24 protein-coding genes are annotated in these 24524 nt (G+C 68.5%); 8 read left to right on the top strand and 16 right to left on the bottom strand.

What is annotated here, in order from left to right; translation table 11 throughout:
• Window positions 1-92: 92 nt before the first annotated feature.
• From ACIGJC_RS23595 to ACIGJC_RS23570, 6 genes are all read right to left on the bottom strand, one after another.
• Window positions 93-656, bottom strand: a complete 564-nt coding sequence (locus ACIGJC_RS23595) for a YcbK family protein (RefSeq protein WP_483711828.1) — start codon at window positions 654-656, stop codon at window positions 93-95.
• The gene (locus tag ACIGJC_RS23590) at window positions 653-2305 is read right to left on the bottom strand and encodes a L,D-transpeptidase family protein (protein ID WP_483711827.1); all 1653 of its coding nucleotides are present in this window, start codon (window positions 2303-2305) and stop codon (window positions 653-655) included. The genes ACIGJC_RS23595 and ACIGJC_RS23590 overlap by 4 nt, the downstream gene beginning before the upstream one ends.
• Window positions 2306-2505: 200 nt before the next feature.
• The gene (locus ACIGJC_RS23585; protein ID WP_211946512.1) at window positions 2506-2682 is read right to left on the bottom strand and encodes a glycine zipper 2TM domain-containing protein; all 177 of its coding nucleotides are present in this window, start codon (window positions 2680-2682) and stop codon (window positions 2506-2508) included.
• 145 nt (window positions 2683-2827) lie between these two features.
• Entirely contained in the window at window positions 2828-3703 is an 876-nt protein-coding gene (locus ACIGJC_RS23580) for an NAD(P)-dependent oxidoreductase (protein ID WP_483711826.1), read from the bottom strand.
• 240 nt (window positions 3704-3943) lie between these two features.
• Complete coding sequence (locus ACIGJC_RS23575; protein WP_483711825.1) at window positions 3944-4519, bottom strand: helix-turn-helix transcriptional regulator; 576 nt, start codon at window positions 4517-4519, stop codon at window positions 3944-3946.
• Window positions 4520-4846: 327 nt separating this feature from the next.
• Window positions 4847-5866, bottom strand: coding sequence for a tripartite tricarboxylate transporter substrate binding protein (locus ACIGJC_RS23570; RefSeq protein WP_483711824.1), 1020 nt, complete (start codon window positions 5864-5866; stop codon window positions 4847-4849).
• Window positions 5867-6123: 257 nt separating this feature from the next.
• Here ACIGJC_RS23570 and ACIGJC_RS23565 point away from each other — a divergent pair, with 257 nt between their 5' ends.
• Together ACIGJC_RS23565 and ACIGJC_RS23560 are read left to right on the top strand one after the other, a co-directional pair.
• On the top strand, window positions 6124-7887 hold the full coding sequence (locus tag ACIGJC_RS23565) for an IlvD/Edd family dehydratase (RefSeq protein WP_483711823.1): 1764 nt from the start codon (window positions 6124-6126) through the stop codon (window positions 7885-7887).
• 3 nt (window positions 7888-7890) lie between these two features.
• Window positions 7891-8571 (top strand): GntR family transcriptional regulator, encoded by a 681-nt coding sequence (locus tag ACIGJC_RS23560; RefSeq protein WP_483711822.1) that lies wholly within the window; start codon window positions 7891-7893, stop codon window positions 8569-8571.
• Window positions 8572-8583: 12 nt separating this feature from the next.
• Here the strand turns inward: ACIGJC_RS23560 and ACIGJC_RS23555 are convergent, their stop codons facing one another.
• Window positions 8584-9549: a GlxA family transcriptional regulator gene (locus ACIGJC_RS23555; protein ID WP_483711821.1), complete on the bottom strand. Its 966-nt coding sequence runs from the start codon at window positions 9547-9549 to the stop codon at window positions 8584-8586.
• A gap of 275 nt (window positions 9550-9824) precedes the next feature.
• On the opposite strand from ACIGJC_RS23555, the gene ACIGJC_RS23550 reads away from it, so the two are divergent.
• Both ACIGJC_RS23550 and ACIGJC_RS23545 read left to right on the top strand, forming a co-directional pair.
• A complete protein-coding gene (locus ACIGJC_RS23550) occupies window positions 9825-11051 on the top strand; it encodes an MFS transporter (RefSeq protein WP_483711820.1) in 1227 nt (408 codons plus the stop codon).
• A 22-nt stretch (window positions 11052-11073) separates the two neighbouring features.
• The gene (locus ACIGJC_RS23545; protein WP_483711819.1) at window positions 11074-11277 is read left to right on the top strand and encodes a hypothetical protein; all 204 of its coding nucleotides are present in this window, start codon (window positions 11074-11076) and stop codon (window positions 11275-11277) included.
• Between the two features lie 60 nt (window positions 11278-11337).
• Here ACIGJC_RS23545 and ACIGJC_RS23540 read toward each other — a convergent pair whose 3' ends face one another.
• From ACIGJC_RS23540 to ACIGJC_RS23525, 4 genes are all read right to left on the bottom strand, one after another.
• The gene (locus ACIGJC_RS23540) at window positions 11338-12513 is read right to left on the bottom strand and encodes an L-rhamnonate dehydratase (RefSeq protein WP_483711818.1); all 1176 of its coding nucleotides are present in this window, start codon (window positions 12511-12513) and stop codon (window positions 11338-11340) included.
• A gap of 193 nt (window positions 12514-12706) precedes the next feature.
• Window positions 12707-13729, bottom strand: a complete 1023-nt coding sequence (locus tag ACIGJC_RS23535) for a 4-hydroxythreonine-4-phosphate dehydrogenase PdxA (RefSeq protein ID WP_483711817.1) — start codon at window positions 13727-13729, stop codon at window positions 12707-12709.
• Between the two features lie 22 nt (window positions 13730-13751).
• A complete protein-coding gene (locus tag ACIGJC_RS23530) occupies window positions 13752-14717 on the bottom strand; it encodes a Bug family tripartite tricarboxylate transporter substrate binding protein (RefSeq protein WP_483711816.1) in 966 nt (321 codons plus the stop codon).
• 93 nt (window positions 14718-14810) lie between these two features.
• Complete coding sequence (locus ACIGJC_RS23525; protein WP_483711815.1) at window positions 14811-15761, bottom strand: LysR family transcriptional regulator; 951 nt, start codon at window positions 15759-15761, stop codon at window positions 14811-14813.
• Between the two features lie 170 nt (window positions 15762-15931).
• Here ACIGJC_RS23525 and ACIGJC_RS23520 point away from each other — a divergent pair, with 170 nt between their 5' ends.
• Entirely contained in the window at window positions 15932-16864 is a 933-nt protein-coding gene (locus ACIGJC_RS23520; protein WP_483711814.1) for a dihydrodipicolinate synthase family protein, read from the top strand.
• 37 nt (window positions 16865-16901) lie between these two features.
• On the opposite strand, the gene ACIGJC_RS23515 is transcribed toward ACIGJC_RS23520, so the two are convergent.
• The 3 genes from ACIGJC_RS23515 to ACIGJC_RS23505 form a co-directional block, all read right to left on the bottom strand.
• On the bottom strand, window positions 16902-17831 hold the full coding sequence (locus tag ACIGJC_RS23515) for a LysR family transcriptional regulator (RefSeq protein ID WP_483711813.1): 930 nt from the start codon (window positions 17829-17831) through the stop codon (window positions 16902-16904).
• A gap of 126 nt (window positions 17832-17957) precedes the next feature.
• Window positions 17958-20159, bottom strand: a complete 2202-nt coding sequence (locus tag ACIGJC_RS23510; protein WP_483711812.1) for a cation:proton antiporter — start codon at window positions 20157-20159, stop codon at window positions 17958-17960.
• A complete protein-coding gene (locus ACIGJC_RS23505) occupies window positions 20156-21091 on the bottom strand; it encodes a LysR family transcriptional regulator (RefSeq protein WP_483711811.1) in 936 nt (311 codons plus the stop codon). Before ACIGJC_RS23505 ends, ACIGJC_RS23510 begins: the two co-directional genes overlap by 4 nt.
• A 148-nt stretch (window positions 21092-21239) precedes the next feature.
• On the opposite strand from ACIGJC_RS23505, the gene ACIGJC_RS23500 reads away from it, so the two are divergent.
• Together ACIGJC_RS23500 and ACIGJC_RS23495 are read left to right on the top strand one after the other, a co-directional pair.
• Window positions 21240-22208, top strand: a complete 969-nt coding sequence (locus tag ACIGJC_RS23500) for a 3-hydroxyacyl-CoA dehydrogenase family protein (protein WP_483714365.1) — start codon at window positions 21240-21242, stop codon at window positions 22206-22208.
• Entirely contained in the window at window positions 22205-23074 is an 870-nt protein-coding gene (locus ACIGJC_RS23495) for a beta-keto acid cleavage family enzyme (protein WP_483711810.1), read from the top strand. Before ACIGJC_RS23500 ends, ACIGJC_RS23495 begins: the two co-directional genes overlap by 4 nt.
• An 11-nt stretch (window positions 23075-23085) precedes the next feature.
• Here the strand turns inward: ACIGJC_RS23495 and ACIGJC_RS23490 are convergent, their stop codons facing one another.
• Window positions 23086-23328, bottom strand: coding sequence for a hypothetical protein (locus ACIGJC_RS23490; protein WP_483711809.1), 243 nt, complete (start codon window positions 23326-23328; stop codon window positions 23086-23088).
• Window positions 23329-23581: 253 nt separating this feature from the next.
• Between ACIGJC_RS23490 and ACIGJC_RS23485 the strand changes: the two genes are divergently transcribed.
• Entirely contained in the window at window positions 23582-23908 is a 327-nt protein-coding gene (locus tag ACIGJC_RS23485) for an H-NS family nucleoid-associated regulatory protein (protein WP_483711808.1), read from the top strand.
• 34 nt (window positions 23909-23942) lie between these two features.
• On the opposite strand, the gene ACIGJC_RS23480 is transcribed toward ACIGJC_RS23485, so the two are convergent.
• Complete coding sequence (locus tag ACIGJC_RS23480; protein ID WP_483711807.1) at window positions 23943-24446, bottom strand: hypothetical protein; 504 nt, start codon at window positions 24444-24446, stop codon at window positions 23943-23945.
• Between the last annotated feature and the right edge of the window lie 78 nt (window positions 24447-24524).

Here is a 24524-nt window from a genome sequence, read left to right as displayed (position 1 = left end):
CGGCAGGCGTGGACCAGACTCAAGGCTAGCGATGAGCCCCTCCCGCGCACAGCAGCAGTCGGGTGCTTTTTTTGCCGTAGCAGTGCGGGAGTTCAGCCCCAGTGCCGCACGCGACCTGTATCCACGTGAACGAAATCCTCTTGCGCATAGAAGCCCACACCACCAACGCCGAGCGACATGGCGGCATCGCGCAAGTCCGCCAGCGCCACGCCGGGGAGGCGGATGTCGATGGCCTTGCCGTCCATATGCAGGCTGTGCTTCGCGACGCCGCCACCGCCCGTGCGGCGCAGCCGCGCGTTGGTGAGGGGACTGCGATAGCCCGAAATCACCTGGAACGGCGACTCGCTGCCGAGTGTCTGGCGCAGATCAAACAGCAGGCCAAACAATTGCGGATCGATCACGCCGACCTGGCCGGAATAATGGTCGCGCAGGAAGCGGTTGAGCGTGGTTTGTGCCTGCGGGAGCACCTGTTCGCCCAGCGCATACACCAGCGACAAGTGCTCGCCGGTATGCGTATGGTCGAATGACAGGCTGCGAGCGCCGGGCGCGGTGGCCAAGGCCAATTGCGGCGACAGCGCGGCCAGGCCGGCGCCAATCGCCAGGCCGCCCGTGTGTTGCAGGAAGCGGCGGCGCGAAGGATTGCGAGAGTGTTTCATGTCGGGTTCTGCGTTGGCGCGGGGCGGGCAAGGGCGTCCGGTGTAGCCGGTGCCGCGGCAGGCACACTGGCCGGCCGGCGCGCCGCGTTCTGCCGCAGCGCCTGGTCCAGCAGCTTGTCCTGGCCGTAAATGTCAGCCAGGAAGTATACCCGGCCATCGGCGCGGGCAATCGCGGTGCCATAGGCCAGCACCACGGGCAGCGGCTGCTGTAGCGCCACCGTGTTGGACTGGCCCTTGGTCATGGCCTGGCGAATACGTGCCTCGTCCCAGCCCGGCATGTCCTTGAGCACGAACTGCGCGAGCGCCACGGGCTCTTCCACGCGGATGCAGCCATGGCTGAAATCGCGCCGGTCGCGCTTGAACAATTGCGGCGTGGGCGTGTGGTGCAGGTAGATGTTCTGGTTGTTCGGGAACACGAACTTGATGTCGCCGAGCGCGTTCATCGGGCCGGGGCGCTGGCGAATGCGCATCTGGCCGTTCAGCACGGCCTCGAGGTTGGCATCGGACAGCGTGGTCACGGCCTTGCCGTTGGAGACGAACTCGAAGCCCTGGCGCGTGAAGTACCCCGGGTCGCGCCGCAGCCGCGGAATGGTCTCGGAGCGTGCGATCGACGGCGGCACGTTCCAGTACGGGCTGAACTCGATGTAGCGCATGTCCTCCTTGAACAGCGGCGTACGCGTGTCCAGCGCCTTGCCGACGATGACCTTCATCTCCAGCTTGATGTCGAGCTTGCCGTCGTTGTACTCATAGGCGCGCAGCATGAACTCGGGGATGTTCACGACGATCACGCGCGGTCCCTCGGCGAGCGGGGTCCAGCGCAGCCGCTCCATGGTCAGCTCGATCTGTCGCACGCGCGCCGCCGGCGGGGTGTTGAGCTGGGTCAGGGTGGCGGCGCCGATGGTGCCGTCCGCCTCCAGGCCATGGCGCGACTGGAAGGCCTTGACGCCGTCCACGACGGCGCCCGAATAGCGTTGCGGCACGGGCGCGTCGGCAGCCATGTCGCCAAGCGTCTTGAGGCGGCCAGCCAGTTCGCCAATGCCGCCGTAGGCCTGTCCGCTCGTCAGCTTGCCGCCAGGCAGCCCCGGTAGCGGATGTTCCCAGCCAGGTTGCGCCGCGAGCTTGCGATAGCGCGCCAGCGCATCGCGCAGCGTGCCGTAGAGCGGGAAGGACGGCGCGGCTTCGCGGATGGCGTCGGGCAGGCGATGGCTGGCCACGGCGGCGCGCAGGTAGCTGTCGGGATCGAACGGCGCCGACGCCGGCGCCGTGAAATTGGCGTGCACCTTGCGTGGATCGACGCGCCCGCTGTGCAGGTCCGACAGGTAGCGCCGCATGGCGTCGCTGAGCGCGTTGTCGAGTTTCTCCACGGCGTCCGGCGCCGTTTGCGGGTTGGTGGCGGCCTGCGCCAGCGCGCGTTTCAGGCCGTCGGCGTCGTAGTCCTTCGGCGTCAGGCCATCCGCCTCGGCGCCCGCCAGCGCCGCCACGGCGTGTTGGGCGTCGGGCGTCGGCCGTCCGCCGGCGAACCATAGCGGCTGCGCGCCAGCACTCGCGGCGCAGGCCAGCAGCCAGGCAGCGAGCGTGCCGCCGATCCAGTGGCGGGCATGGCGTGCGGGAATGGAGGACAGGCGCTTGCGAGGCGTGGCAGGTGTCATGGAGATCGGGTAGATGTGGCTTGCCCGCCTATCGTAGCCGAATAATGCGGGAATCCGGGCGGCCGGGACCGTGCAACAACACTCTTCAGCGCGTGCAAAACTGCTGAAGCCGCCCTTGTCACGGTGCCCCGGCACCTATGCAAACGCCCGCTGCGAGCAGCGGGCGTTGGGGCGAGGACTGCCTGGCGTCCGGTCCAGGGCTACTTGCCCAGTTCGTGGCCGACCACGCCGCCCACCACGGCACCACCCACGGTGCCGGCGGTACTGCCGTGCGTGAGTTCATGCCCCGCCACGCCGCCGGCTACCGCACCCGTCGCGGTACAGCCGGCCAGGCCCATGCCAGCGCTGATCACCAGCGCGATTGCAAGTTTCCACATGGTCATCTCCCGTACCGTGCACAGGTGACCCCAGCCACCCGCGCTTCTGACTACAGCTTAGGCAGGACGATCCAGCGGGCCTTTCAGGCGCTTGCCGATTGCGGTGTAGGAATTATCGGACGGCGGCAGGTGCCGTCCGCATCGCTCATTCCCCGGAGAAGCGGCGCAGGCGCTTGATCAGCGACGAGGTGTCCGCGCGGCCGCAACCCATCTGCTGCAGGTCGGCGTAGAACTGGTCGACCATTGCGGTGACGGGCAGGCTGGCGCCGTTGCGGCGCGCCTCGTCGAGGCAAAGGCCCAGGTCCTTGCGCATCCAGTCCACGGCGAAGCCGAAGTCGAACTTGTTGTCGATCATGGTCGGGCCGCGGTTCTCGAGCTGCCAGGAGCCGGCCGCGCCCTTGCTGATGACGTCGAGCACCAGCCGCATGTCGAGGCCGGCGCGCTCGCCGAAGGCGATCGCTTCGGACAGGCCCTGGATCAGCCCGGCGATGCTGATCTGGTTGACCATCTTGGCAAGCTGGCCCGCTCCTGCGTCACCGACGCGCGTCACGGCGCGCGCATACGCGCCGATGACCGGCTCGGCGCGCGCGTAGGCCTCGGCGTCGCCGCCGCACATGATGGTCAGGATGCCTTTCTCCGCGCCGACTTCGCCGCCCGACACAGGGCCGTCGACAAAGTGCAGGCCCCGCTCGCGCGCCGCCGCGTAGAGTTCGCGCGCCACATTGGCGCTGGCGGTGGTGTGGTCCACGAAGATGCAGCCGGTGGGCGCGGTGAAGAAGGCGCCGTCGGGGCCGATCAGCACCGAGCGCAGGTCGTCGTCGTTGCCGACGCACGAGCACACCACGTCCGCCTGCCTGACGGCCAGCGCCGGTGTTTCCGCCGCGTTGCCGCCAAATTGTGCGACCCAGGCCTGCGCCTTGGCGGCGGTGCGGTTATACACGGTGACTTCATGGCCCTTGGCGGCAAGATGGCCGGCCATATGGAAACCCATGACGCCAAGCCCGAGAAATGCGACGCGCATGCTGCGACTCCGTAACTGAGTGGATATTGTTGGATATTCGGTGACGCGCGGCGGCTGCTGGCGGCTCCTGTAGCAGGCACCACATGGAGACGCGCCGCGCGGGGAGGCATTGCCTCTGGCGCAGAGTATACGGCTGCCGCAGCGATTGTTGCCGGTCATTGCCGGTCGCTGCCGGTCGCTGCCGGTCGCTGCCGGTTGTTGACGGTTGTTGCCGGTCGCCTGGCAGAGGCGAATACCGCGCTATCCCTGGCCCAGGATTGCCTTCCTGACCAGTTCCGACTGCCGGTTGCAGTGCATTTTCGTCATCAGCATGGCGATCTGCTTGCGCACGGTATTGACCGACACGCCCACCGACGCCGCATGGGCGGCGGCGGTCTGGCCCGACGCCAGTGCGGCCAGCACCCGCGCCTCGGCCGGCGTGATGCGGAATACCGCGGCCAGGCGGTCGGGGTCGGGCGGCGCGCCAGCGGCGTGGCGGCGCTGCATCCGCAGCAGCACGCAGCGCTCGCCGGCGACGCTCAGGGAGGGCACGGCCACGGCCATGTCGATCGACACCGTGGCGCCGCCACCGGCGGAAACCGTCATGGCTTGCCGCATTCCGCTCTGGCTGGCAGCGGCGACCTGCCGCAGCAGCATCGCGCGGACGCGCGGGTCGGCATGCCAGAGCACGCCATGGCGCGGGGCGAACAAGGCGCTGGCGAAGATCTCGCGGGCCAGCGGCGATTCGCGGATGACCGCACCGCTGGCGCCGACCAGGCAGATGGCCTCCTCGAACGAGGAGAAGGCTTGTTCGAGGCTGGCGAGGTGGCGGTTCACGGCATGCTGCCCGATCCGCTGGGGCGTAGGGTCGTCCAGGGCATCCACCGCATCCCGGTGCGGCGCAACACGGCTTGTTTGCTCAATTCAAGGTCCCGTGATTGCCCAGGCGCGCGTGCCGGGCGGTTTCCTGTCATGGTGGGCGAAATTCGGCCAATGCCAAAGCCCCAAACGGGGGGATGGCGATTCTGGTTTGCTATACCGCGCCGGATCTGTGCGGCCGCATCGTCTCGGCCAGGGAGCGCGCGACGGGGGGGGGGCAGGCGTGCCGGGAGCCGTGGCCTGAATGTGGGTACCCCGCCCAGGCCGCTTCCGGCCGGCGCCTGCCTAGTCCGGCTTCACACCCGCGTCGCGAATCACCGTATTCCACTTCGCCGTTTCCGCCTTGATCCGCACACCGGTCTGCGCCGGGCTGGTCCACGTGGCGATGGCGCCTTGCTTGAGCAGCGCATCCTTGACCTCCGGCTCCGCCAGGATCTTCTTCAGGTCGGCGCTCAGGCGATCGATCACGGGCGCCGGCGTGCCGGCCGGCGCGACGATGCCGAACATGGAGCTCACCTCGAAGTCGTTCAGGCCCGCTTCGGCGGCAGTAGGCACGTCGGGCAGGGCGCTCACGCGCTGGGCCGAGGTCACCGCGAGCGCGCGGATCTTGCCACCCTTCACATAGGCCTGCGCGGCGGGCACCGTTTCCACCATGCTCAGTACCTGGCCGCCGATCAGGTCGGTCATCGCGGGGCCGCTGCCCTTGTATGGCACGTGCAGCATGTCCACGCCGGCCATGCGCTTGAACATCTCGCCTGCCAGGTGCTGCGGCGAGCCGTTGCCGGCCGAGCCATAGGTGATGGTGCCTGGCTTCGACCTGGCCAGCGACACCAGTTGCGGCAGCGTGGTCGCGTTGACGGAAGGGTTGACCACGAACACCAGCGGCACGGTGCCGACGATGGCCACCGGCGCAAAGCTCTTTTCGATGTCGTAGGGCACGCGGCTCTTGTACAGCGCGGCGTTGATCGCATGGCTGGTCAGCGCACCCATCAGCAGCGTGTAGCCATCGGGCGCCGACTTGGCGACCAGGTCCGCGCCGATATTGCCGGCGGCGCCGGCGCGGTTGTCGACCACGACCTGCTGGCCAAGCGTTGCCGACAGGCGCTGGGCCAGCGTGCGCCCGATCACGTCGGTGGCGCCGCCGGGCGGGTAGGGCACCACGAGGCGGACCGGCTTGTTGGGATAGTCGCCGGCAGCGGCCAGCGACGGGGCCAGCAGCAGGCTGGCGCACGCCAGCGACGACAGCAGCAGCGCGCGGCGCGGCGCGCGAACGCCCCGGCCGGGCATGGGGGAAATGCCGGACATGTGAGTCTCCTGTGCCGGGATCTTGTGGGAATCGGGGGGAAGCCGCGGCGACTCCTGGTGCCGCATCGCTGATGATGCCCGGCTCGTCATCGTGGCCAAGTGTAGGGTGGACCTCTTGATTGATGAATCAGAATTTTTCTATCGACTGATCTGGAAATTGGATTAGTCAACCTGGGCGCGCAACCCACTTGCAGCGTGGGTGCCAGGCCGGCTAAGCTGCGCGTCTCGATTATCAATAATCTTATTGGAGACGCAGGATGCCTTCCTCCCGAGACCCGAAGCAGTCGCCGGACACGCCCGCAAGCACCCAGGGCCTGGCCAAGGGCCTGACCAACTACGGCGACACGGGCTTCTCGCTGTTCCTGCGCAGGGCGTTCATCAAGGGGGCGGGCTTTACCGATGACGCGCTGTCGCGGCCGGTCATCGGCATCGTCAATACCGGCAGCAGCTACAACCCGTGCCACGGCAACGCGCCGCAACTGGTGGAGGCGGTCAAGCGCGGCGTGATGCTGGCGGGCGGCCTGCCGGTGGATTTCCCGACGATCTCGGTGCATGAGAGCTTCTCCGCGCCGACCAGCATGTACCTGCGCAACCTGATGTCGATGGACACCGAGGAGATGATTCGCGCCCAGCCCATGGATGCGGTGGTGCTGATCGGCGGCTGCGACAAGACTGTGCCGGCGCAGCTCATGGGCGCGGCTTCGGCCGGCGTGCCTGCCATCCAGCTGGTGACCGGGTCGATGCTGACCGGCGCGCACCGCGGCGAACGGGTCGGCGCCTGCACCGACTGCCGCCGTTACTGGGGACGCTACCGTGCCGACGAGATCGATGGCACTGAGATTGCCGACGTCAACAACCAGTTGGTGGCCAGCGTAGGAACCTGTTCAGTGATGGGCACGGCCAGCACCATGGCATGCGTGGCGGAAGCGCTCGGCATGATGGTGAGCGGCGGCGCGTCGGCGCCGGCGGTGACGGCGGACCGCGTGCGCGTGGCCGAGCGCACCGGCACCACGGCGGTCGCCATGGCCGCCGCGCGCCTGACTCCGAACCGCATCCTGACCGGCAAGGCCTTCGAGAACGCGTTGCGCGTGCTGCTGGCCATTGGCGGGTCAACCAACGGCATCGTCCACCTGACGGCGATCGCCGGGCGCCTGGGCATCGACATCGACCTGGCCGGACTCGATCGCATGAGTCGCGAGACCCCGGTGCTGGTGGACCTGAAGCCGTCGGGCCAGCACTACATGGAGGACTTCCACAAGGCCGGCGGCATGCTCGCGCTGCTGCGCGAGCTGCGTCCGCTGCTGCATCTGGACACGCTGACCGTCTCCGGCCGCTCGCTCGGCGAGGAACTGGACGCGGCCCCGCCGCCATTCGCGCAGGACGTGATCCGCACCGCGGCCAGCCCGATCTATCCGGCCGGCGGCCTGGCGGTGCTGCGCGGCAACCTGGCGCCGGGCGGCGCCATCATCAAGCAATCGGCCGCCAACCCGGCGCTGATGGAGCACGAGGGGCGCGCCGTGGTGTTCGAGAACGCCGAAGACATGGCGCAGCGCATCGACGACGACGCGCTGGACGTCAAGGCCGACGATATCCTGGTGCTCAAGCGCATCGGGCCGACCGGCGCGCCGGGCATGCCGGAAGCCGGCTATATGCCGATTCCGAAGAAGCTGGCGCGGGCCGGCGTGAAAGACATGGTGCGCGTGTCGGACGGTCGCATGAGCGGCACGGCGGCCGGCACCATCGTGCTGCACGTCACGCCGGAAGCCGCCATCGGCGGGCCGCTGGCGCTGGTGCGCAGCGGTGACCGGATCCGCCTGTCGGTGGCGAACCGCGAGATTGCGCTGCTCGTCGACGACGCCGAGCTGGCCCGCCGCGCGGCGGAGCAGCCGGTGGAGCGCCCGCGCGCCGAGCGCGGCTATCGCAAGCTGTTCCTGGAGACCGTGACGCAGGCCGACCAGGGCGTGGATTTCGACTTCCTGCGTGCCACGCAGACCGTCGATATCGTGCCGAAGCAGGGCTGAGCCATGGGCGCCACTACTGCGGCGGTCACCGATATCGAGGGCGGCGACGCGATTCAGCAGGTCGTCGAGACGCTGGAGGAAGACATCGTCTTCGGCCGCCTGCACCCGCGCGAGCGCCTGACCGAAGACGCGCTGATGGCGCGCTTCGGCCTGAAGCGCCACATGGTCCGGCAGGCGCTGGCCGAGCTGGAGCTGATGGGCGTGGTGGAGCGGCGGCGCAATGCCGGCGCGTTGGTGCGCGCCTTCGATGCGCACGAAGTGGTGGAACTCTACGCCCTGCGCGAGGTGCTGGAGTGCCATGCGGCGGCGCTGATCGCCATGCCGGTGCCACCGCAGCGACTGCAGTCCCTGATCGACGTGCAGCAGCGCCACGATGCCGCCGTGGCGGCCGACGATGCGCGCGCCGTCTTCCGCATCAACCAGCAGTTCCATCGTGAACTGTTCGCGCTGTCCGACAACGGCGTGCTGCAGCAGGCCATCGGCGAATACGCGCGGCGCACCCACCCGATCCGCTTCGGCTCGCTGGCCGCAGCCGCTTACCGCGAACGCGCCCGGCAGGAGCACTGGGCCATGATCGAAGCGCTGCGCGAAGGACGGCGCGACGACCTGGTGGCGCTATGCCGGCGGCACCTGCTGCCGTCGCGCGATGCCTATTTGGCGGCGGAGAGGGCGCGCGGGCAGTAAGTTGGCGTCGCACTAGCCCCGGTGAGCGTGCCGGTATTCGCCCGGCGTCATCGGCTGGACCTTGTTCCAGCAGGAACGGAAGGCCTGCACGCTCGCAAAGCCGCACTGGCCGGCGATGTCCTCGACCGGCAGCGAAGATGCCTCCAGCAGCCTGCGGGCCTTGTCCATGCGTAACGCAAGCTGGTACTGCTTGGGCGTCAGCCCGGTTTCCCTGGCAAAGATGCGCGACAAGTGCCTGACGCTGGTGGCGAAGGTCCCGGCGAAAGACGGATCCGACACACTGACAGACAAGTCCGTGGAGATGGCATCCTGCACCGCATGAACCAGCGCATTGCCGTGCGAGCGGGAGCGGAATTTCGAATCGAGCTCCGGATCGCTGCCGAAGCGCCGGAACGGCACCACATTCTCGCGCGCCACGCGGATCGCGGCCTCGTCGCCGTAAATGCCAGCCACGAGTTGCAGGGCCAGGTCGATGCCCGAGGCGACGCCCGCCGAAGTCCAGATATTGCCGTCGCTGACGAAGATGCGGTTGTCCACCACCGATGCGCCCGGATGCCGCGCGCGCAGCCTGCCGACATGGGCGTGGTGCGTGGTGCAGAGCCGCCCGTCGAGCAAGCCGGCATCGCCGAGCAGGTAGGCACCCGTGCAGACGGCGGCGATGGTAAGTCCGTCGTCCTCGCGTGCCGCCACGCCGCGCAACCAGTCCGCCGTATTGCGCCATGCGGGCGAGCGGGTCAGCGTGTCCGTCATCTTGCTGCCGATGGCCAGCACCAGGTCGCCTGGAACCAGCCGTGATGGCAACGGCCCGACCCGGCCAAGTTCGATGCCCTGGAATGCCTGCACGCTGGAATGCGGCCCGACGCAGCGCACGGCCAGCTTGCCGATGCCGAGTTCGGCAACCGTCGCAAGGATCTGCAGCGGTCCGGCCAGGTCCAGCATGTGAATCCCTGGGAGCATGAGGAAGTAGGCGGTTGGCATGGGGCGGGATCGGCCAGGAGAAGCTAGCCGAAATATTGCCACAGGCGTGGTTCTATCGCACCGTTTTCGACCATACATGATTCCGGAATGGCCGAAAATTTGCCATGGATGGCGGGCCCGTTGCTGGCGGATGGCCGCCGCACGCCATAGCATGGCAATCATCACCCACCGCTCGCAGCCCGGTAACCCCCGCGCCGTGTGCTATCCGGAGACCGATTCCATGTCTTGCCATTTCCCCACGCCGGCGCTGCCGGATTCCTTCCGGAGCCGTTGACATGGCGACCGCCCCGCTGTCCCGCGCAATCACGCTGCTGCTCGTCGCCACCGGCTTTGCGGTGATGTTCGCGTCGACCGCTGTAAAAGGCGTCTACCAGGTTTACTTCGTGCAACTTGCCACGCACTTTGGCCAGGGCCGTGCGCAGTTCGCGTGGTCGGGCGGGCTTTTCATGCTGGCCACCGGCTTTATGTCGCCCGTGGTGGGCGCACTGAGCGACCGCGTCGGGCCGCTGCGCACCGCGGCGATCGGTGCGTTGGCGGCAGGCCTTGCATATGCCGGCGCGGCCTGGTGGCACCAGTCGCTGGTCTGGTTCAGCCTTGCGTTCGGCATCGTCGGCGCTTTCGGGCTGGCGGCGATGACCTTCGTGCCGATGGGCGTGCTGGTAGACCGCCTGTTCGAGGCGCGCCGGAAAGGCCTGGCCTATGCCGTGGTGACCAACGGCACGGCGATCGGCTTTATCGTGCTGTCGCCGCTCTGGATCTGGCTGCAGCCACAGGCGGCGTGGACGACGGTGTTCGGCGCGGTAGGCATGGTCTTCGCAGTCCCTGTAGCAGGCACGCTCTGGCTGCTGTCGCGCTGGGAACCGCCCGCGCCGGCGGTTGCTGCGGCGCAGGCCTCGGCCTGGGCCATCGTGCGGCGTGATCCGGTGTTCTACGTGTTGGCCGCGGGGTTCTTCGGCTGCGGCGCGACCATGGCCTTCATCGACGTGCACCTGCTGGCGCACTGGCAGGATCTTGGCGTGCCGCGCCTGGAAATGGGCTACGCGCTGAGCGCGCTCGGGGTACTGGAACTGGCCAGCGGCATTGCCTCCGGTGCGCTGGCGCTGCGCTTCGACAAGCACCGGCTGCTGGCCGGCTTCTACGCCATGCGCTGCGCGGCGATGCTGTTGCTGCTGGTGCCGCGGGCGGGCGTGCTGCCGTTTGCGCTGCTGTTCGGCAGCAGCTACCTGGGCACGGTCATCCTGACGTCGATGTTCTGCTTCGAGCGCTACGGCAGCCAGGTCAAGGGCCGGGTGTTCGGATTGCTGTTCCTGGTCCACCAGGTCGGCGCGTTCCTGTCCGTGCAGTTGGGTGCGCGCTCGTTCGAGGCCACCGGCAACTACGTGCAGACGATCGCCGCGCTGGGCGTGGTGACCGGCTTTGCGGCCGTATGCGCGTGGCTGGGATTGCGTGGCGTTGCCGGCGTGCCGCCGGCCCTGCACGTCGCGGCAGGCGCCCGGCGCTGAGCACGGTGCGGAGATTCAGCCAATGTCCGCGATCCGACTTCTGTTTGTCGTTGCCTGCCTGCTTCCGCTCATGCTGGCGGCCCTGCAGGCGGGCCGCCGCACGGGCATGGTGGCGGCGTGGTCCGGTATCGCATTGCTGGCCGCGCTGCTTGGCCTGGTGGACGTGTCCGCCTACGTGCAGGCGCGCGTCGACGGGGTACTGTTCGCGGCAGCCTGTGGCGGATGACGGTGACCGACGCGCGGCAATGCAGCGGGGCGGCGTGACCGCCCCGTGCGGGCACGAGGTTCAGCCGATGATGTCGAAGTCGCCGAAATGTTCGTCGTTCAAGGTCAGGCCGAGGCCGGGGAGGTTGTCGTCCAGCTGCAGGTAGCCATTGTCCGGTGCCGGGTCGCCCTTGAAGATGTAGTAGAAAAGTTCATTGCCGACTTCCACGTCATGCACCGGGAAGTACTCCGACATGGGCGAAGCGGTGGAGGCCATGGTCAGGTGGTAGTTGTGCATCTGGCCGGCATGCGGGATCACCGGTACCGACCAGGCTTCGGCCATGGCGTTGATCTTCTGCGCCGCGGTGATGCCGCCCACGCGGTTGGTGTCGTACTGGATCACGTCCACCGCGCGGCGCTCGAGCAGGTCCTTGAAGCCGTACGAGGTGAACTCGTGCTCGCCCCCGGAGATCGGGAACGGGCTCAGCTTCTTCAGCTCGGCGTATCCCTCGATATCGTCGGCGATGACCGGCTCCTCCAGCCAGCGCGGGTTGAACTCGGCCAGGCGCGGCACCATGCGGCGCGCGTATTCGAGCGTCCAGCCCATGTAGCACTCCAGCATGATGTCGACGCCGTCGCCCACCAGTTCGCGCAGCAGGCGCACCTGCTCCAGGTTCTTCTGCATGCCGGCGGGGCCGTCCTTGGGGCCGTAGCCAAAGCGCATTTTCATCGCGGTGAAGCCCTGGTCCAGATAGCGCCGGGCTTCGCCCAGGAAGGCGTCGCGATCGTCGTTGTTGTAGAGCTTGGAGGCATAGCACCAGATCTTCTCCTTGGTGCGTCCCCCCAGCAGCTTGAACACGGGTTTGCCCACCGCCTTGCCCATCAGGTCCCACAGCGCGATGTCCACTGCCGAGATCGCGGCCATGCCGATGCCCTTGCGGCCCCAGGCATGGGTGCGGCGGTACATCTTCTGCCACAGGTATTCATTGTCGAACGGGTCCTGTCCGATCACGATCGGGGCCAGGTACTGGTCGATGACCTGCTTGGCCACGCGTGGCGCCAGCGCGCAGTTGCCGATGCCGACCAGGCCGATGTCGGTCTCGACCTCTACCACCAGCCAGCCATGGAAGCGGAACGAGCCCATGGCGTCGCCGCGGTCGAACAGGATGTCCGTGGCGTTGGTGCAGAAGTGGGCCTGCGGGGGCACGGTCTTGCCCTTCCATTCGAATACCCGGGCGCGGACGTTGGTGATCTTCATGATGTGGCTCCTTTTACGGCAGAAATACGGTTGGTGTCGGGCTGGCGTGCCGGCGCCGTGACTGCGCGCGCGAGTGCGCCCTCGGCCGCGGTCTCGGCGGCCATGTCCAGGTTTGCGTCGTGGCCGCGGGCCGGCGGGTATGCCGGCGCCGCGTTCGAAGGGCGGCCCTAGGCCGACCTGTCAGGATGCGTGCTCACTGCTGCGCGGCGGCACGTCGTTGCGCACCCATCGTGCAGGCAATCCGGAACGCCTGCAGAATCGCGCCGGGATCGGCCCGGCCTTGCTGCGTGATGTCGAATGCGGTGCCGTGCGCCGGCGTGGTGATCGGCACCGGCAGGCCGCCCTGGACCGTGACGCCGCGCGAGAAGCCCATCAGCTTGATGCCTATCTGGCCCTGGTCGTGGTACATGGTGACAATGGCGTCGAACTGGCGCTGCGCCGGTCCGCCTTGCACCTTGAGGAAAATGGTGTCGGCCGGGAAGGGCCCCTGCGCCGCCACGCCGCGTGCCTGGGCATCGGCCACGGCCGGCGCGATCACGTCGATCTCCTCGCGGCCAAAGGCGCCGTTGTCGCCGTTGTGCGGATTGAGGCCGCATACCGCGATGCGCGGCACGCGCATGCCGGCATTGCGCAGCGCCTGGTCGATCAGGTCGATCGCAGCGCCCACGCTGTCGCGCGTGATCATGCCCGGCACGTCCTTGAGCGCCACGTGCGAGGTCACGCGCGAGGTCCAAAGGCCATCCAGCACATTGAACTCGCAGAAGGCGCCGCGATGGCCAAGCTGCCCGGCAAACCAGTGCAACTCGTCGTTGTGGCCCATACCGGCGGCATGCAGCGAGCTTTTGTTGAGCGGGCCGAACACGATGGCGTCGGCGTGGCCGGACTGGGCGAGTTCCAACGCCAGCGCGAGCGTGCCCAGGCTGTAGCGGCCGCCTTCGGCGCTGGCGGCGCCGCGCGGATAGGCCGGCTTGCCTTCCAGTTCCCAGTGGTACAGGCGCGGGCCGGCGTCAGTGCCGTCGAAACCGAGGCGGCCGGTCTCGGGCAGTGCAAGGTCGACGCTGGCCAGCCGCAGGGCGTGGCGCCATTCGTCGCGATCGGCAATCAGCAGGATCTGCGCCTGCGCTGCGTTCGGGTCGGCCAGCAGCCGGGCAACCAGTTCAGGGCCGATGCCGGCGGGATCGCCGAGCACCATGGCGAGGCGGGGGCGTTGAGTCATGGCGGATGCGGTGAATGCGGGTTCAGTCGAGCTTGACGCCTAGTTCGGCGATCAGCTTGCCGTAGCGGGCATATTCGCTGCGCGAGAACGCGTCGAACTGGCTGGCATTGAGCGTGCCGGGCACCGCGCCGACATCATTCAGGCGGCGCACGGTGTCGGGGTCCTTCAGCACGGTGGCGAGCGCGGCGCTGATCTTCTGCAGCGTGGCGGCAGGCGTGCCAGCCGGCGCATAGACCCCATACCAGGCATTCATCTGGATGCCTGACACACCGGCTTCGGCCAGCGTGGGCACGTTTGGCAGCAGGGGCGAGCGCTGGTCCGCGGTCACTGCGAGCGCGCGCAATTTGCCGGACTTGATATGGCTGATCACCGAAGGCATGGTCTCGAAGCTCATGTCGACCTGGCCGCCCATCAGGTCAACCAGCGCGCTGCTGCTGCTCTTGTACGGCACATGCAGCAGCTGCCCATGGATCTGGCGGGCAAACGCCGCGCCGGCAAGATGCTGGGTGCTGCCGACGCCGGAGGAGCTGTAGCGGAACTTGTCCGGACTGGCCTGGATCTGGGCCACCAGCGCCTTTACGTCGCGAGCCGGCACCTGGTTGTTGACCACCAGCACATTGGGCACGGAGGACACCAGCGCGACCGGAGCCAGGTCCTTGAGCGGATCGAACTGGAGCTTGAGCAGGTGCGGCGCGATCGCCTGCGAGGTGACCACGCCCATCAGCAGCGTATTGCCGTCCGGCGCCGCCTTGGCGGTGATGTCGGCGGCAATGGTGTTGGAGGCGCCGGGCCGGTTGTCGACCAGCACGGGCTGCTTGAGGATGGCGGCCAGCTTGTCGGACACGATGCGTGCCATCACGTCGGTGCCGCCGCCCGGTGCCGCCCCGACCATCAGGCGCACGGGCCGGGAATCCTGTGCCTGGACTGCGCCCACGGCTGCGGTCAGGCCGATCAGTCCGGCGCAGGCGCCGGAGATCCATCGTTTCATGCTTGTCTCCATCCTGGTTGTCAGTCTTTGCTGCCTGGCCAAAATATACGGACAGCAGTGCTAATCAACTACTGAGCATTTTTGAATGGGTGATCACCTGTGGGAATACCTCTGCGCATTGCCGGCGGATTTCAGCAGGCCGATCAGTTCCCGTGCCGCCGCCGACAGCGTGCCGCCGCGCCGGGTGACGATGCCGAAGGTCTGGTGGCGCGACTGCAGCCGCACCGGCAGGATGCGCAGCATCTTCTTGTGGGCAAACAGCTCCGCCACGCTGGTGGGCAGCAACGACACCAGCCGTTCGCCGCGCTGGAGCAGGGAGACGGTCACGAACGTGGACGAGGTTGAGATCACGTTGGCGGGCAGGCTCAGGCCAGCCAGATCAAATTCGCGCTGCAGCAGTTCGTGCATCGGCATCTGTCCCGGGTAAACGATCCAGCGGTAGCCGGCCAGGTCGGCCAGTGCCAGGGTCTTCGCGCGAGGCGCCGGGCGGCCATGGCCCACTACCACCGACACCGGCTCTTCGCCTATGGGCTGGTAGTGGTAGCGGTCGGGCTGCCCGCTCACCAGCGCCCGGCCCAGCACCAGGTCGAGGCGGCCGTCGTCCAGCAGGTCGAGCAGGCGCACGCTGGTGTCCTCGACGAGGTGCAGCGCAAGCCTGGGCTGGGCGGCCTGCATGGCTTCTAGCGCCGGCACCAGTACGTCCGGCACCGCGCCCATGATGGTGCCCACCGCCAGATGGCCGCCCTGGCCGGAACGGATCTCGGCCATGTCCTGGCACAGGGCGCCCAGGTCGGTGACCATCAGCCGCGCATAGCGGATCACGCAATGGCCGAACGGGTTCGGGCGCATGCCACTGCGCGAACGTTCGAACAGCGGCGCATCCAGCATGCCTTCCAGTTCCTGCAGCGCCTTGCTGGCCGCGGACTGGGTCGTGGCCATGGCGGCGGCGGCCTGGTGCAGGCTCTTGTGTTCGTCCAGCGCGATCAGCAACTGGAGCTGCTTCATGCGCAGCCGTGACATCAGAACGTCGAGCGTGGTCTTCATGGGGCAGGGCGGGCGTGAAGGACGGGAGTGAAGGACGGGGGTGAAGGAAAGCGAGGGCGAGTCGAAAAAGCGATCACATAATGGAAACGATTCAATATACATCGCGGCCAGCCGCGCCGTATATTGGGCGCCTGCCGGCAGTTGCCGGCTCCCCTCAAGAAGGAGACCACATGAGCACGTCCGCCGCACGGCCGGCCCATCGCGGGGTATTCCCGGTGGTGCCCACCATCTTCGACGCGCACGGCGCGCTGGACCTTGACGGCCAGCGCCGCTGCATCGACTTCATGATCGATGCCGGTTCGCACGGCCTCTGCATCCTGGCCAATTTTTCCGAGCAGTTCGTGCTCGGCGACGACGAGCGCGGCCTGCTGATGAAGACCGCGCTGGAGCATGTGGACGGCCGCGTGCCGGTGATCGTCACCACCACGCATTTCAGCTCGCGCATCTGCGCCGAGCGCAGCCGGGCCGCGCAGGACGCCGGTGCCGCCATGGTGATGGTGATGCCGCCCTATCATGGCGCCACGATCCGCGTGCCGGAGCGCGGCATCTACGAGTTCTTCGGCGCGGTGTCGGACGCCATCGACATTCCCATCATGATCCAGGACGCGCCGGTCAGCGGCACCACGTTGTCGGCGCCGTTCCTGGCACGCATGGCCAGGGAGATTGCCAACGTCTCCTATTTCAAGATCGAGGTGCCGCAGGCCGCGGCGAAGCTGCGCGAACTGATCGAGCTGGGCGGCGACGCCATCGTCGGCCCGTGGGACGGCGAAGAGGCCATCACGCTGATGGCCGACCTGGAGGCGGGCGCCACCGGCGCCATGACCGGCGCCGGCTTTCCGGACGGCATCCGCCGCATCATGGACGCCTGGCAGGCCGGTGATGCCGAACTGGCGGCGCAGCACTACCAGCAATGGCTGCCGCTGATCAACCATGAGAACCGCCAGGGCTGGCTGGCCACGGCAAAGACGCTGATGCAGGCGGGCGGCGTGATTGCCTCGGACGCGGTGCGGCACCCGTTGCAGCCGATGCATCCCGCCACGCGCGAAGGGCTCCTCAGGATCGCGCGCCGGCTGGACCCGCTGGTGCTGCGCTGGGGGCGCTGAAGGCGCGCGCGGGACTAGGGGCAGGACTAGAGCAGGACTAGAGCGCGGAGGCAGCCCGCAAGGCATCGATGATGACGCTCATCGAGGCCGTGACGGAGCGGCCCCGCCGCGTCACGATGCCGTATGGCCCGAGCTTGCGCGGCAGCGGCAGCGGCAGCACGGCCAGGGCCTCCAGGCTGCGGTAATACGCCGCGACCGATTCCGGCAGCACCGCGATCAGTTGGCTGTCCGCCAGCAGCGACGTGGTCATCAGCACGGCGGCGGTTTCGATGGTGGAGGGCGGGGGCGCTACGCCCGCGTCCTCGAAGGAGCGGTCGAGCAGGGCCCGCATGGGGCTGGGGCGCGGCTGCATGATCCATGGATACCTGGTCAGCTCGGCGAAGGAAGGGCGTCGCCGGCGGACCAGCGGATGCTGCGGTCCGACCACGATCGCCAGTCCTTCCTCGCCCAACTGCTCGAAGTCGAGTCCGCTGCAGTCCCAGCCTTCGGGTACGCGGCCCAGCACGATGTCCAGCTGGTCGCGTTCCAGCAACTGCACCAGCAGGTCGCTGGTGTCGACCTGCACAACCACTTCGAGCTTCGGATGGTCGCGGTTGAGGCCGCGGATCACTTCCGCTAGCAGGCCCGGCGCCGGCGCCATGACCGCCCCCACGCGCACGCGGCCGATCTTGCCGGATTCCAGTGCCATCAGCTCGTCGCGCAGGCCGGCCATGTCGGCGAACACCAGCTTGGCATAGCGTGTCGCCGCGCCGCCGAAGCGCGTCGGCCGCAGCCCACGCGCATGGCGCTCGAACAGCGACACGCCCAACAGGTCTTCCATGTCCTGCAGCATCTTGCTCACCGCCGGTTGCGTCAGTGTCAATGCCTCGGCGGCCTGGCGCAGCGAGCCGCGTTCCTCGATGGCCAGCAGCAGGCGCAGGTGCTGCATTTTCAGGCGGCCGTGCAGGGTGGTGACGGAAGGGATCATCGGGAAGATAGCGGGCGTGGCGACTGCGGGGGCGGGGCGGGCGATCCGCGATTGTTTATCGCCGGCCGGAACAGCGTCAACTGTTGACCATGCGCCCGCTTTCTGCGCAGCGCCCGGAACCGGGCATCAACCAGGATCGCCCGGTTCCCCGCTGCCGGGGCTGTCCACCGGACCGGGCGCCGGCCGCGCGGATGGCGCGGCCGGCTTCTCGCGCAGCGAGTTCCACCGGGCCCGCCGCGTTCCTCCCGCGCTCAGGGGCGGGCGCACGAGGTTGGCCTGCCACGCGTGCTGCATGATCTGTTCGATCTGGTTGAACGCCTGCTTGGAAATCACGGCTTCCTCACGCATGGACGCCAGCGAGTGCTCGCCCTTGCGCAGCGCAAACAGCATTAGCAGGCGCCGCTCCAGCGCCACCGTGTAGTCGCCGAACTGCTCGCGCATCTGCGCGAGGCCTTCGCCGGCGGAGTGGAAGCGCTCTTCGAGCACGCCGTCCAGCACCGTAGTCATGCGCGCGCCGAACACCGGCGTGAGCAGCGAGCGGTTGTAGCGGCGCAGGCGGTCCAGCACGGTCTGCCGGCAGATCAGCAGCTCGAAGCGGTCGGCCAGCGCGCGCGCGAGCGGCCGGTCCAGGCCCAGCCATTTATGCAGGAAGAGCGCGATCCGGTAGCCCAGGTGGTACTGCAGGATGGCCCGCGCCGCGCGGTTGTAGCCGATGCGGCCTTGCTCGCGCGCGGCGTCGATCATGTGCGAGGTGTTGCGCATCATGGCGTCGAGGTTGGCCACCGAGATCACGCCATCGCCGTATTCGGGAATCAGCTCGCGTTCGCGCGTGGCCAGCGTGACCAGGCCGATGGTCAGGCGGTCGCGCTCGGACAGCGCGCTGTCGAAGTCGAACTCGGGCGAGCCCAGTTCGATGCCGCGCCGGTAGTGCTGCGCGACTTCGCGCGCGGCGGCCGGCGGCAGGTCGAAGGTGTCGGCCACGCGGCCCAGCATGGCCTCGACCTCCTCGGTCGACAGGCGGATGGCCTGCTGCTGCAGCGCGCGTTCCTGCGGCGACAGCTGGTTGAGGCCGAGCCGGTGGATCAGCCAGCGCAGCGTGGTGCCGTTCAGCAGCAGGCTGACCAGCACGAAGCCCGTGGCCAGGATGGCGACGAAGTGGCGCACCGGATGCGGCAGCGCGGTGTTCTCGGCGATGCCCAGCGCCAGCACCAGCGTGACCGCGCCGCGCAGGCCGCCCCATGCGATCGCCAGCTTGAACGGGCCACTGATCGGCGCGCTCAGCCGCAGCCATGACAGCACCGGCAGCAGGCCGAACAGGGTCAGCAGCCGCGCCGCCAGCGCGGCCACCACCAGCACCGCCAGAAGCCACCCGTGCTGGATCGTGACACCAGCGAGCAGCGACGGCACGCGCACGGCGGCGAGCAGGAAGACCACGGCGCCCGCGATGCCCGCGAACTGTTCCCAGATCATGCGCAGGTGACGCCAGTTGGCCGGCGTCAGGCGCGTCGGGCCGAGCGCGCTGACCATCAGGCCGGCACAGACCACGGCCACCACGCCGGACACGCCGAGCAGCTGCTCGGCCAGCAGGTACAGCGGGTAGGGCAGCGCCAGCGTCAGCGCGCTTTCGGCCATGGCCAGCCCCGCCAGGCGCGGCAGCAGCTCGGCCACCAGCCGGCCGGCCAGCGTGCCGCACAGCACGCCGCCGACGAACGACCACGCCAGCTCGCGCACGCCGGCGCCGAGCGTGGCCTGCGCGCCGTGGCCCGTGAGCATGGCAACGAGCACGCCGACGATGGCGATGGCCGCGGCGTCGTTCAGCAGGCTCTCGCCCTCGACCAGCCGGATCAGGCGGGCCGGCGCGCCCACGTCACGGAAGATCGCAATGACGGCCGCGGGGTCGGTGGTGGCGACCACGGCCCCGAGCAGCAGGCACGCCGCCAGCGGCATGCCGCTCGCGGCCGCGGTGGCCAGGCCGATCACGCCGGTGGCGACGATCACGGCGACCACGGCCAGCAGCAGGATCGGCGCCGCGTCGGGCAGCATGCTGCGCACGTCGGCGGTCAGCGCGGCATGGAATAGCAGCGGCGGCAGGAAGATCCACAGATAGGCCTCCGGCGGCAGTTCCGGGTCGATCAGCGGATGCAGGAAGTGCCGCGCGAATTCCGGATGCGCGGCATCGATGGCCACATACCCCGCGCCAATGGCGATGCCGATGGCCGACAGCAGCGTCGATTCCGGCAGCACGAGGCGCGCGGCGGCGACCTGCACTACGGCCACGATCGCCAGCAGGACGCCGGCCAGCACCAGGACGTCGACGAGCAGGCTCATGCATTCACCTCGGCACTGGCCGCTTCCGGCTGGCTGCGCAAGTGGGAGAGGTGCGCGCGCACGGCATCCGCAAGTTCCGCCGCGGCGGGCGACAGGCTGCGGTTGCGCGGTGTCACCAGCCCGATCGACCGCTCCGTCACTGGCCCAGTCAGCAGCCGCTCGACAATGCCAGGCTGCCGCACCGTGCCGGCGGCGATTTCAGGCAGCGCCGCCACGCCGAACCCGCATTCGACCATGGCGGCGATCGTGGCCAGGTGCTCGGCCTCGAACACCGGCTGGAAGCGGATGCGGTTCTGCAGGAAGGCCCACTCGGTGTACTGCCGCACGCTGCTCGGGTGCGTCATCGACACATGCGGCGCGCTGGCGGTGTCGGCCCAGCGCAGCGTGCCGCGTGCCAGCGGATGCGCGGACGGGATCAGCAGCACGAAGCGATCGGACAGCAGGGGCTCGTAGTGCAGGTCGGCCTGCTGCGGATCGGCCGCGGTCAGCGCGAAGTCGACATCGCCCGAACGCACCATGTCGAAGGCGGGTCCGGACAGGGTGTCGAACACCTTCAGCGCCACTTCGGGGCGGGCGCGGTGGTAGTCCATCAGCACGCGCGGCAGCATGCGCGCCGCCAGCGAGGGCAGCGCCGCCACGGCCACCTGGCCGCGTTCGGCGCTGGCAATGCCCGTGACCGCGTCGATCGCGCCCCGGAAGGCCGCCTGCAGCAGCGCGGCCTGCTGCATGAAGACCTGGCCGGCGGCGGTCAGCCGCACCGTGCGCGTGGTGCGGTCGAACAGGCGCACGCCGAGCGATTCCTCGATCCGCAGGATCTGGGTCGACAGCGCCGATTGCGACAGGTGCAGCTGCGTGGCCGCTTGCCGGAAATTGAGCGTGCGGCCAAGCACCAGCGTGGTCTCGATGTCACGCATCGACAGGTTGATCTTCATGGGCCGGGTCGGTGGATTGATCTCTAAAACAGATCATTTTATCCATAGAATCAACTTCATCAATCAAAGCGGCTTCTCTACACTGCTGCCATTCCCCATTACGGCGGTGGCCAGCGTGCCTGCCGCCTTCGCCATGCCAAACGACGCAATGCACAATCCTGCCCCCTCCGTCCCGCCTGGCCGCCCTGGCGCCGCCCATGCCGTGGTAGTCGGCGGCGGCACCATGGGGGCCGATGTCGCCGTGGTCCTGACCCGGGCGATGTGCCGTACCACCGTGATCGAGCCCGATCCCGACCGCGCCGGCGCGCTGCCGGGCCGCGTCGCCGCCAACCTGGCGGCGATCGGCCGCGCCGAAGGCGCCGAGCGGCTTGCGGTGGTGCCGGACCTGGACGCGGTGGACTGGCCGTCGGTGGATATGGTCATCGAATGCATCCCCGAGCGCCTCGAACTCAAGCAGGCGCTGTTCGCGGACCTGTGCGTCCGCGCGCGCCCCGATGCGGTGCTGACCAGCAACAGTTCCAGTTTCCCGATCAGCGCCATCGCCGAGGGTTTGTCCGGGCGCGAGCGGATGCTGGGCCTGCATTTCTTCATGCCGGCGCACCTGGTGCCGCTGGTGGAAGTGGTCATGGGCATGGGCAGCGACGAAGCCTGCGCCGATGCGCTGATCGCCTTCATGCGCCGCTGCGGCATGGTGCCGGTCAAGGTGCGCCAGGACCTGCCCGGCTTCCTGGCCAACCGGCTGCAGCACGCGCTGTCGCGCGAAGCGTTCAGCCTGATCGACCGCGGCATTGCGTCGGCCGAGGACGTGGATGCCGCGGTGCGCTTCGGCTTTGGCTTCCGCTTCCTGGCCGCGGGGCCGGTGCTGCAGCGCGACCATGCCGGCATCGATGTGCATGCCGCCGCCGGGGCTACCATGTACCCGACGTTCTGCAATGACGACCATCCCGCGCGCTGCCTGAGCGAGCGCGCCGCCGACGGCCGCCATGGCATGAAGCGCGGCGAAGGCTTCTACGCATGGACGCCCGAAACCATTGCCGCCGAACGCGCTCGCTACGACCGGCTGCTGCGCGCCGGCCTTGACCTGATTGCCCCCGAACTGCCCGAGATCCAGCCATGACGCAAGCCACCCAAGCCACCCAGGCCCCCATCCAGCAGCCGCTGGCCAGTTCGCCGCTGATCATCACCGTGGCGCCAAACGGCGCCTACAAGCGCGCTGCCGACCATGCCGCGGTGCCTTTGACCGCCGCCGCGCTGGCGGCCGACGCGAAGGCGTGCCTGGACGCCGGCGCGGCCATGATGCACATGCACGTGCGTGACGCAGAAGGGCGCCATTCGCTCGATGCGCAGACTTATCGCGAGGCGCTGGCCACGGTCAGGCAGGCCGTGGGTAATGACCTACTGGTGCAGGTCACCAGCGAGGCCGCCGGCGTGTACAAGGCCGCGCAGCAGATGGCGATGGTGCGCGAGCTGCGTCCCGAAGCGGTATCCGTGGGCCTGCGCGAAATCGCCGTTCCGGACGTGAGCGAGACCGAGCTGGCCGACTTCATCGGCTGGCTCGCGCGCGAGCGCATCATGACGCAGGTGATCCTGTATGACGCGGCGGATGTGCAGCGCTGGCAAGCCATGCGCGAACGCGGCATGGTGCCCCCTGGCGCGTGGTCGGTGCTGTATGTCCTGGGGCGCTATTCGGCGGGACAGGTATCGTCGCCGCGCGACCTGCTGCCGTTCCTGCAGGTTGCCGACGGAACCCTGCCGTGGTCCATCTGCGCGTTCGGCCGCGAGGAAAATGCGTGCGTGACCGCCGCGGCAGCGTTTGGCGGCCATGTCCGCGTGGGCTTTGAAAACAACCTGTACCTGCGTGACGGCAGCCTGGCGCCGGGCAATGCCGCGCTGGTCGAACAGGCCGCCCAGGGCGGGCTGATGCTGGGCCGCCCGCTCGCCACGGCCGCGGACGCCCGCCGCATCTATGGCGAGATGCGCTGAGCGCTGACGGCTCAGGCGCCGTCGGAAAAGGAATCGGGCGTGCGCGGACCGCTGCGCCCGCCGTCGGTGAACGGATCGGGGGTGCGCGGGTTGCTGCGCGCGCCATCGGTGAAGACATCGCGCGGGCCGTGGATGCTGCGTGCGCCATCGAGGAAAGGGTCGGGTGCGCGCGTATTGGCGCTCGCGGTCGTGGCCACGCTGGCAAGCGTGGCGGCCATTGCCGTGGCCATCAGGGTATGTTTGAGCAGTCGCATGGTGTATCTCCTTAGCCGGCCGGTCAGGGCTTGACCAGCCATGCGGCCAGTCTAGGCAGGCGTGCCGCACAGCAGCATGACTGCGCCATGACAATGGTGTCATGGGCCCGCGCCGGCGGGGCGCAGGCCGCGTTTCGCGGGACGCTTCGCCAAACACGGTAAAATCCCCGGAATCACACCGGCGCCGCCTGGCGCCGGTCTTCCATTGCACCGCCGGAATCGGAGACATTGCGGCGGGCTTCTCACACTACTCATGCCTGAGTCTGAATCAGCCAAGCTTGCCGCGATCACGTGGATTCGCGAGCAAATGGACAACTACGCCCTCACGCTTGACGACCTGATGGCCGCCGGATGCTTTGACGGAGTGCCGTCGGCCGGAGAGGTCGCGGCCGCGGATCCCGAGGCAACGCATCAACAAGCGCCCATCGACGCTGCTGCGGTGCAACCGCCGCCAAAGAAGGCCACTCTGCTTTACCGCAATGCAATGGGACAGAGCTGGGACGGTACCGGGGAGTATCCGGACTGGCTTCAACGCGCGGTGAACGCGGGCCAGTCGATCGATTTCTACCGCGTCGAGTGAGCCACCTGCCGTCCTGGCAGGCGCGCGGGACGTGTCAGGGCAGGGCGGGGAAACCGCTGAAAGGGCCGGCGAACGCGGCCGTGGACGCCATCGCGGCAGCATGCCCATAGTGGGCAAGTGCCGTGATCGGCAATTCTGTCAGCGCGCCCAGGGTACTACATCCTTGGCGCGCGACGCAGCGGCTGTGCGGGCCGCTGCTCTCGCCCTGGACGGGCTTCTCTTTCTCGGCGTTGCCGTCGCGGTCGTGCAGTTGCAGGGGCGCGCCGTCACTGTCCGGGGCGCTCATGACGCGAACGGCGCCATCCGCGCAATGCGGTGCCGGAACGAGTGCCGCTTCGGCGCTCGCCTTGGCCGCCGCATGACGCTCCGCCAGCGACAAGCCAGCGGCCTGCACCACGGCACAGGCTGGCGTCTCGGATGTCGCGTGGCTTGCACCGGGCAGGGCCGCCAGCGGAAGACACAGCAGGAAAAAGCGGAGAGTGAGGCGTTTCATCGAGGGAGCGTGGAACCAATAGGTGCGTTCGGTGTCGCTGGCCATTTTACCGGGCCCGCTGACGCGGATGCGTCACCTGCAGATGACATTTTTGACATCTTGCGCCGCGCACGGCCGGACTCG

This window comes from Cupriavidus sp. C3SS-1 (assembly GCF_057073755.1).
Note: the sequence above shows the minus strand (reverse complement) of the source record. Positions and strands in the feature narration are given on the sequence as shown.

Excerpts from the sequence above, each read along its gene's own strand:
- ACIGJC_RS23540 (WP_483711818.1), bottom strand. The coding sequence starts at position 12,513 with ATGAAGATCACCAACGTCCGCGCCCGGGTATTCGAATGGAAGGGCAAG.
- ACIGJC_RS23560 (WP_483711822.1), top strand. The coding sequence starts at position 7,891 with ATGGGCGCCACTACTGCGGCGGTCACCGATATCGAGGGCGGCGACGCG.
- ACIGJC_RS23550 (WP_483711820.1), top strand. The coding sequence starts at position 9,825 with ATGGCGACCGCCCCGCTGTCCCGCGCAATCACGCTGCTGCTCGTCGCC.
- ACIGJC_RS23525 (WP_483711815.1), bottom strand. The coding sequence starts at position 15,761 with ATGAAGACCACGCTCGACGTTCTGATGTCACGGCTGCGCATGAAGCAG.
- ACIGJC_RS23520 (WP_483711814.1), top strand. The coding sequence starts at position 15,932 with ATGAGCACGTCCGCCGCACGGCCGGCCCATCGCGGGGTATTCCCGGTG.
- ACIGJC_RS23480 (WP_483711807.1), bottom strand. The coding sequence starts at position 24,446 with ATGGCCAGCGACACCGAACGCACCTATTGGTTCCACGCTCCCTCGATG.
- ACIGJC_RS23500 (WP_483714365.1), top strand. The coding sequence starts at position 21,240 with ATGCACAATCCTGCCCCCTCCGTCCCGCCTGGCCGCCCTGGCGCCGCC.
- ACIGJC_RS23565 (WP_483711823.1), top strand. The coding sequence starts at position 6,124 with ATGCCTTCCTCCCGAGACCCGAAGCAGTCGCCGGACACGCCCGCAAGC.
- ACIGJC_RS23495 (WP_483711810.1), top strand. The coding sequence starts at position 22,205 with ATGACGCAAGCCACCCAAGCCACCCAGGCCCCCATCCAGCAGCCGCTG.
- ACIGJC_RS23580 (WP_483711826.1), bottom strand. The coding sequence starts at position 3,703 with ATGCGCGTCGCATTTCTCGGGCTTGGCGTCATGGGTTTCCATATGGCC.
- ACIGJC_RS23485 (WP_483711808.1), top strand. The coding sequence starts at position 23,582 with ATGCCTGAGTCTGAATCAGCCAAGCTTGCCGCGATCACGTGGATTCGC.
- ACIGJC_RS23590 (WP_483711827.1), bottom strand. The coding sequence starts at position 2,305 with ATGACACCTGCCACGCCTCGCAAGCGCCTGTCCTCCATTCCCGCACGC.
- ACIGJC_RS23595 (WP_483711828.1), bottom strand. The coding sequence starts at position 656 with ATGAAACACTCTCGCAATCCTTCGCGCCGCCGCTTCCTGCAACACACG.
- ACIGJC_RS23505 (WP_483711811.1), bottom strand. The coding sequence starts at position 21,091 with ATGAAGATCAACCTGTCGATGCGTGACATCGAGACCACGCTGGTGCTT.
- ACIGJC_RS23555 (WP_483711821.1), bottom strand. The coding sequence starts at position 9,549 with ATGCCAACCGCCTACTTCCTCATGCTCCCAGGGATTCACATGCTGGAC.
- ACIGJC_RS23585 (WP_211946512.1), bottom strand. The coding sequence starts at position 2,682 with ATGTGGAAACTTGCAATCGCGCTGGTGATCAGCGCTGGCATGGGCCTG.
- ACIGJC_RS23490 (WP_483711809.1), bottom strand. The coding sequence starts at position 23,328 with ATGCGACTGCTCAAACATACCCTGATGGCCACGGCAATGGCCGCCACG.
- ACIGJC_RS23510 (WP_483711812.1), bottom strand. The coding sequence starts at position 20,159 with ATGAGCCTGCTCGTCGACGTCCTGGTGCTGGCCGGCGTCCTGCTGGCG.
- ACIGJC_RS23515 (WP_483711813.1), bottom strand. The coding sequence starts at position 17,831 with ATGATCCCTTCCGTCACCACCCTGCACGGCCGCCTGAAAATGCAGCAC.
- ACIGJC_RS23570 (WP_483711824.1), bottom strand. The coding sequence starts at position 5,866 with ATGTCCGGCATTTCCCCCATGCCCGGCCGGGGCGTTCGCGCGCCGCGC.
- ACIGJC_RS23535 (WP_483711817.1), bottom strand. The coding sequence starts at position 13,729 with ATGACTCAACGCCCCCGCCTCGCCATGGTGCTCGGCGATCCCGCCGGC.
- ACIGJC_RS23545 (WP_483711819.1), top strand. The coding sequence starts at position 11,074 with ATGTCCGCGATCCGACTTCTGTTTGTCGTTGCCTGCCTGCTTCCGCTC.
- ACIGJC_RS23530 (WP_483711816.1), bottom strand. The coding sequence starts at position 14,717 with ATGAAACGATGGATCTCCGGCGCCTGCGCCGGACTGATCGGCCTGACC.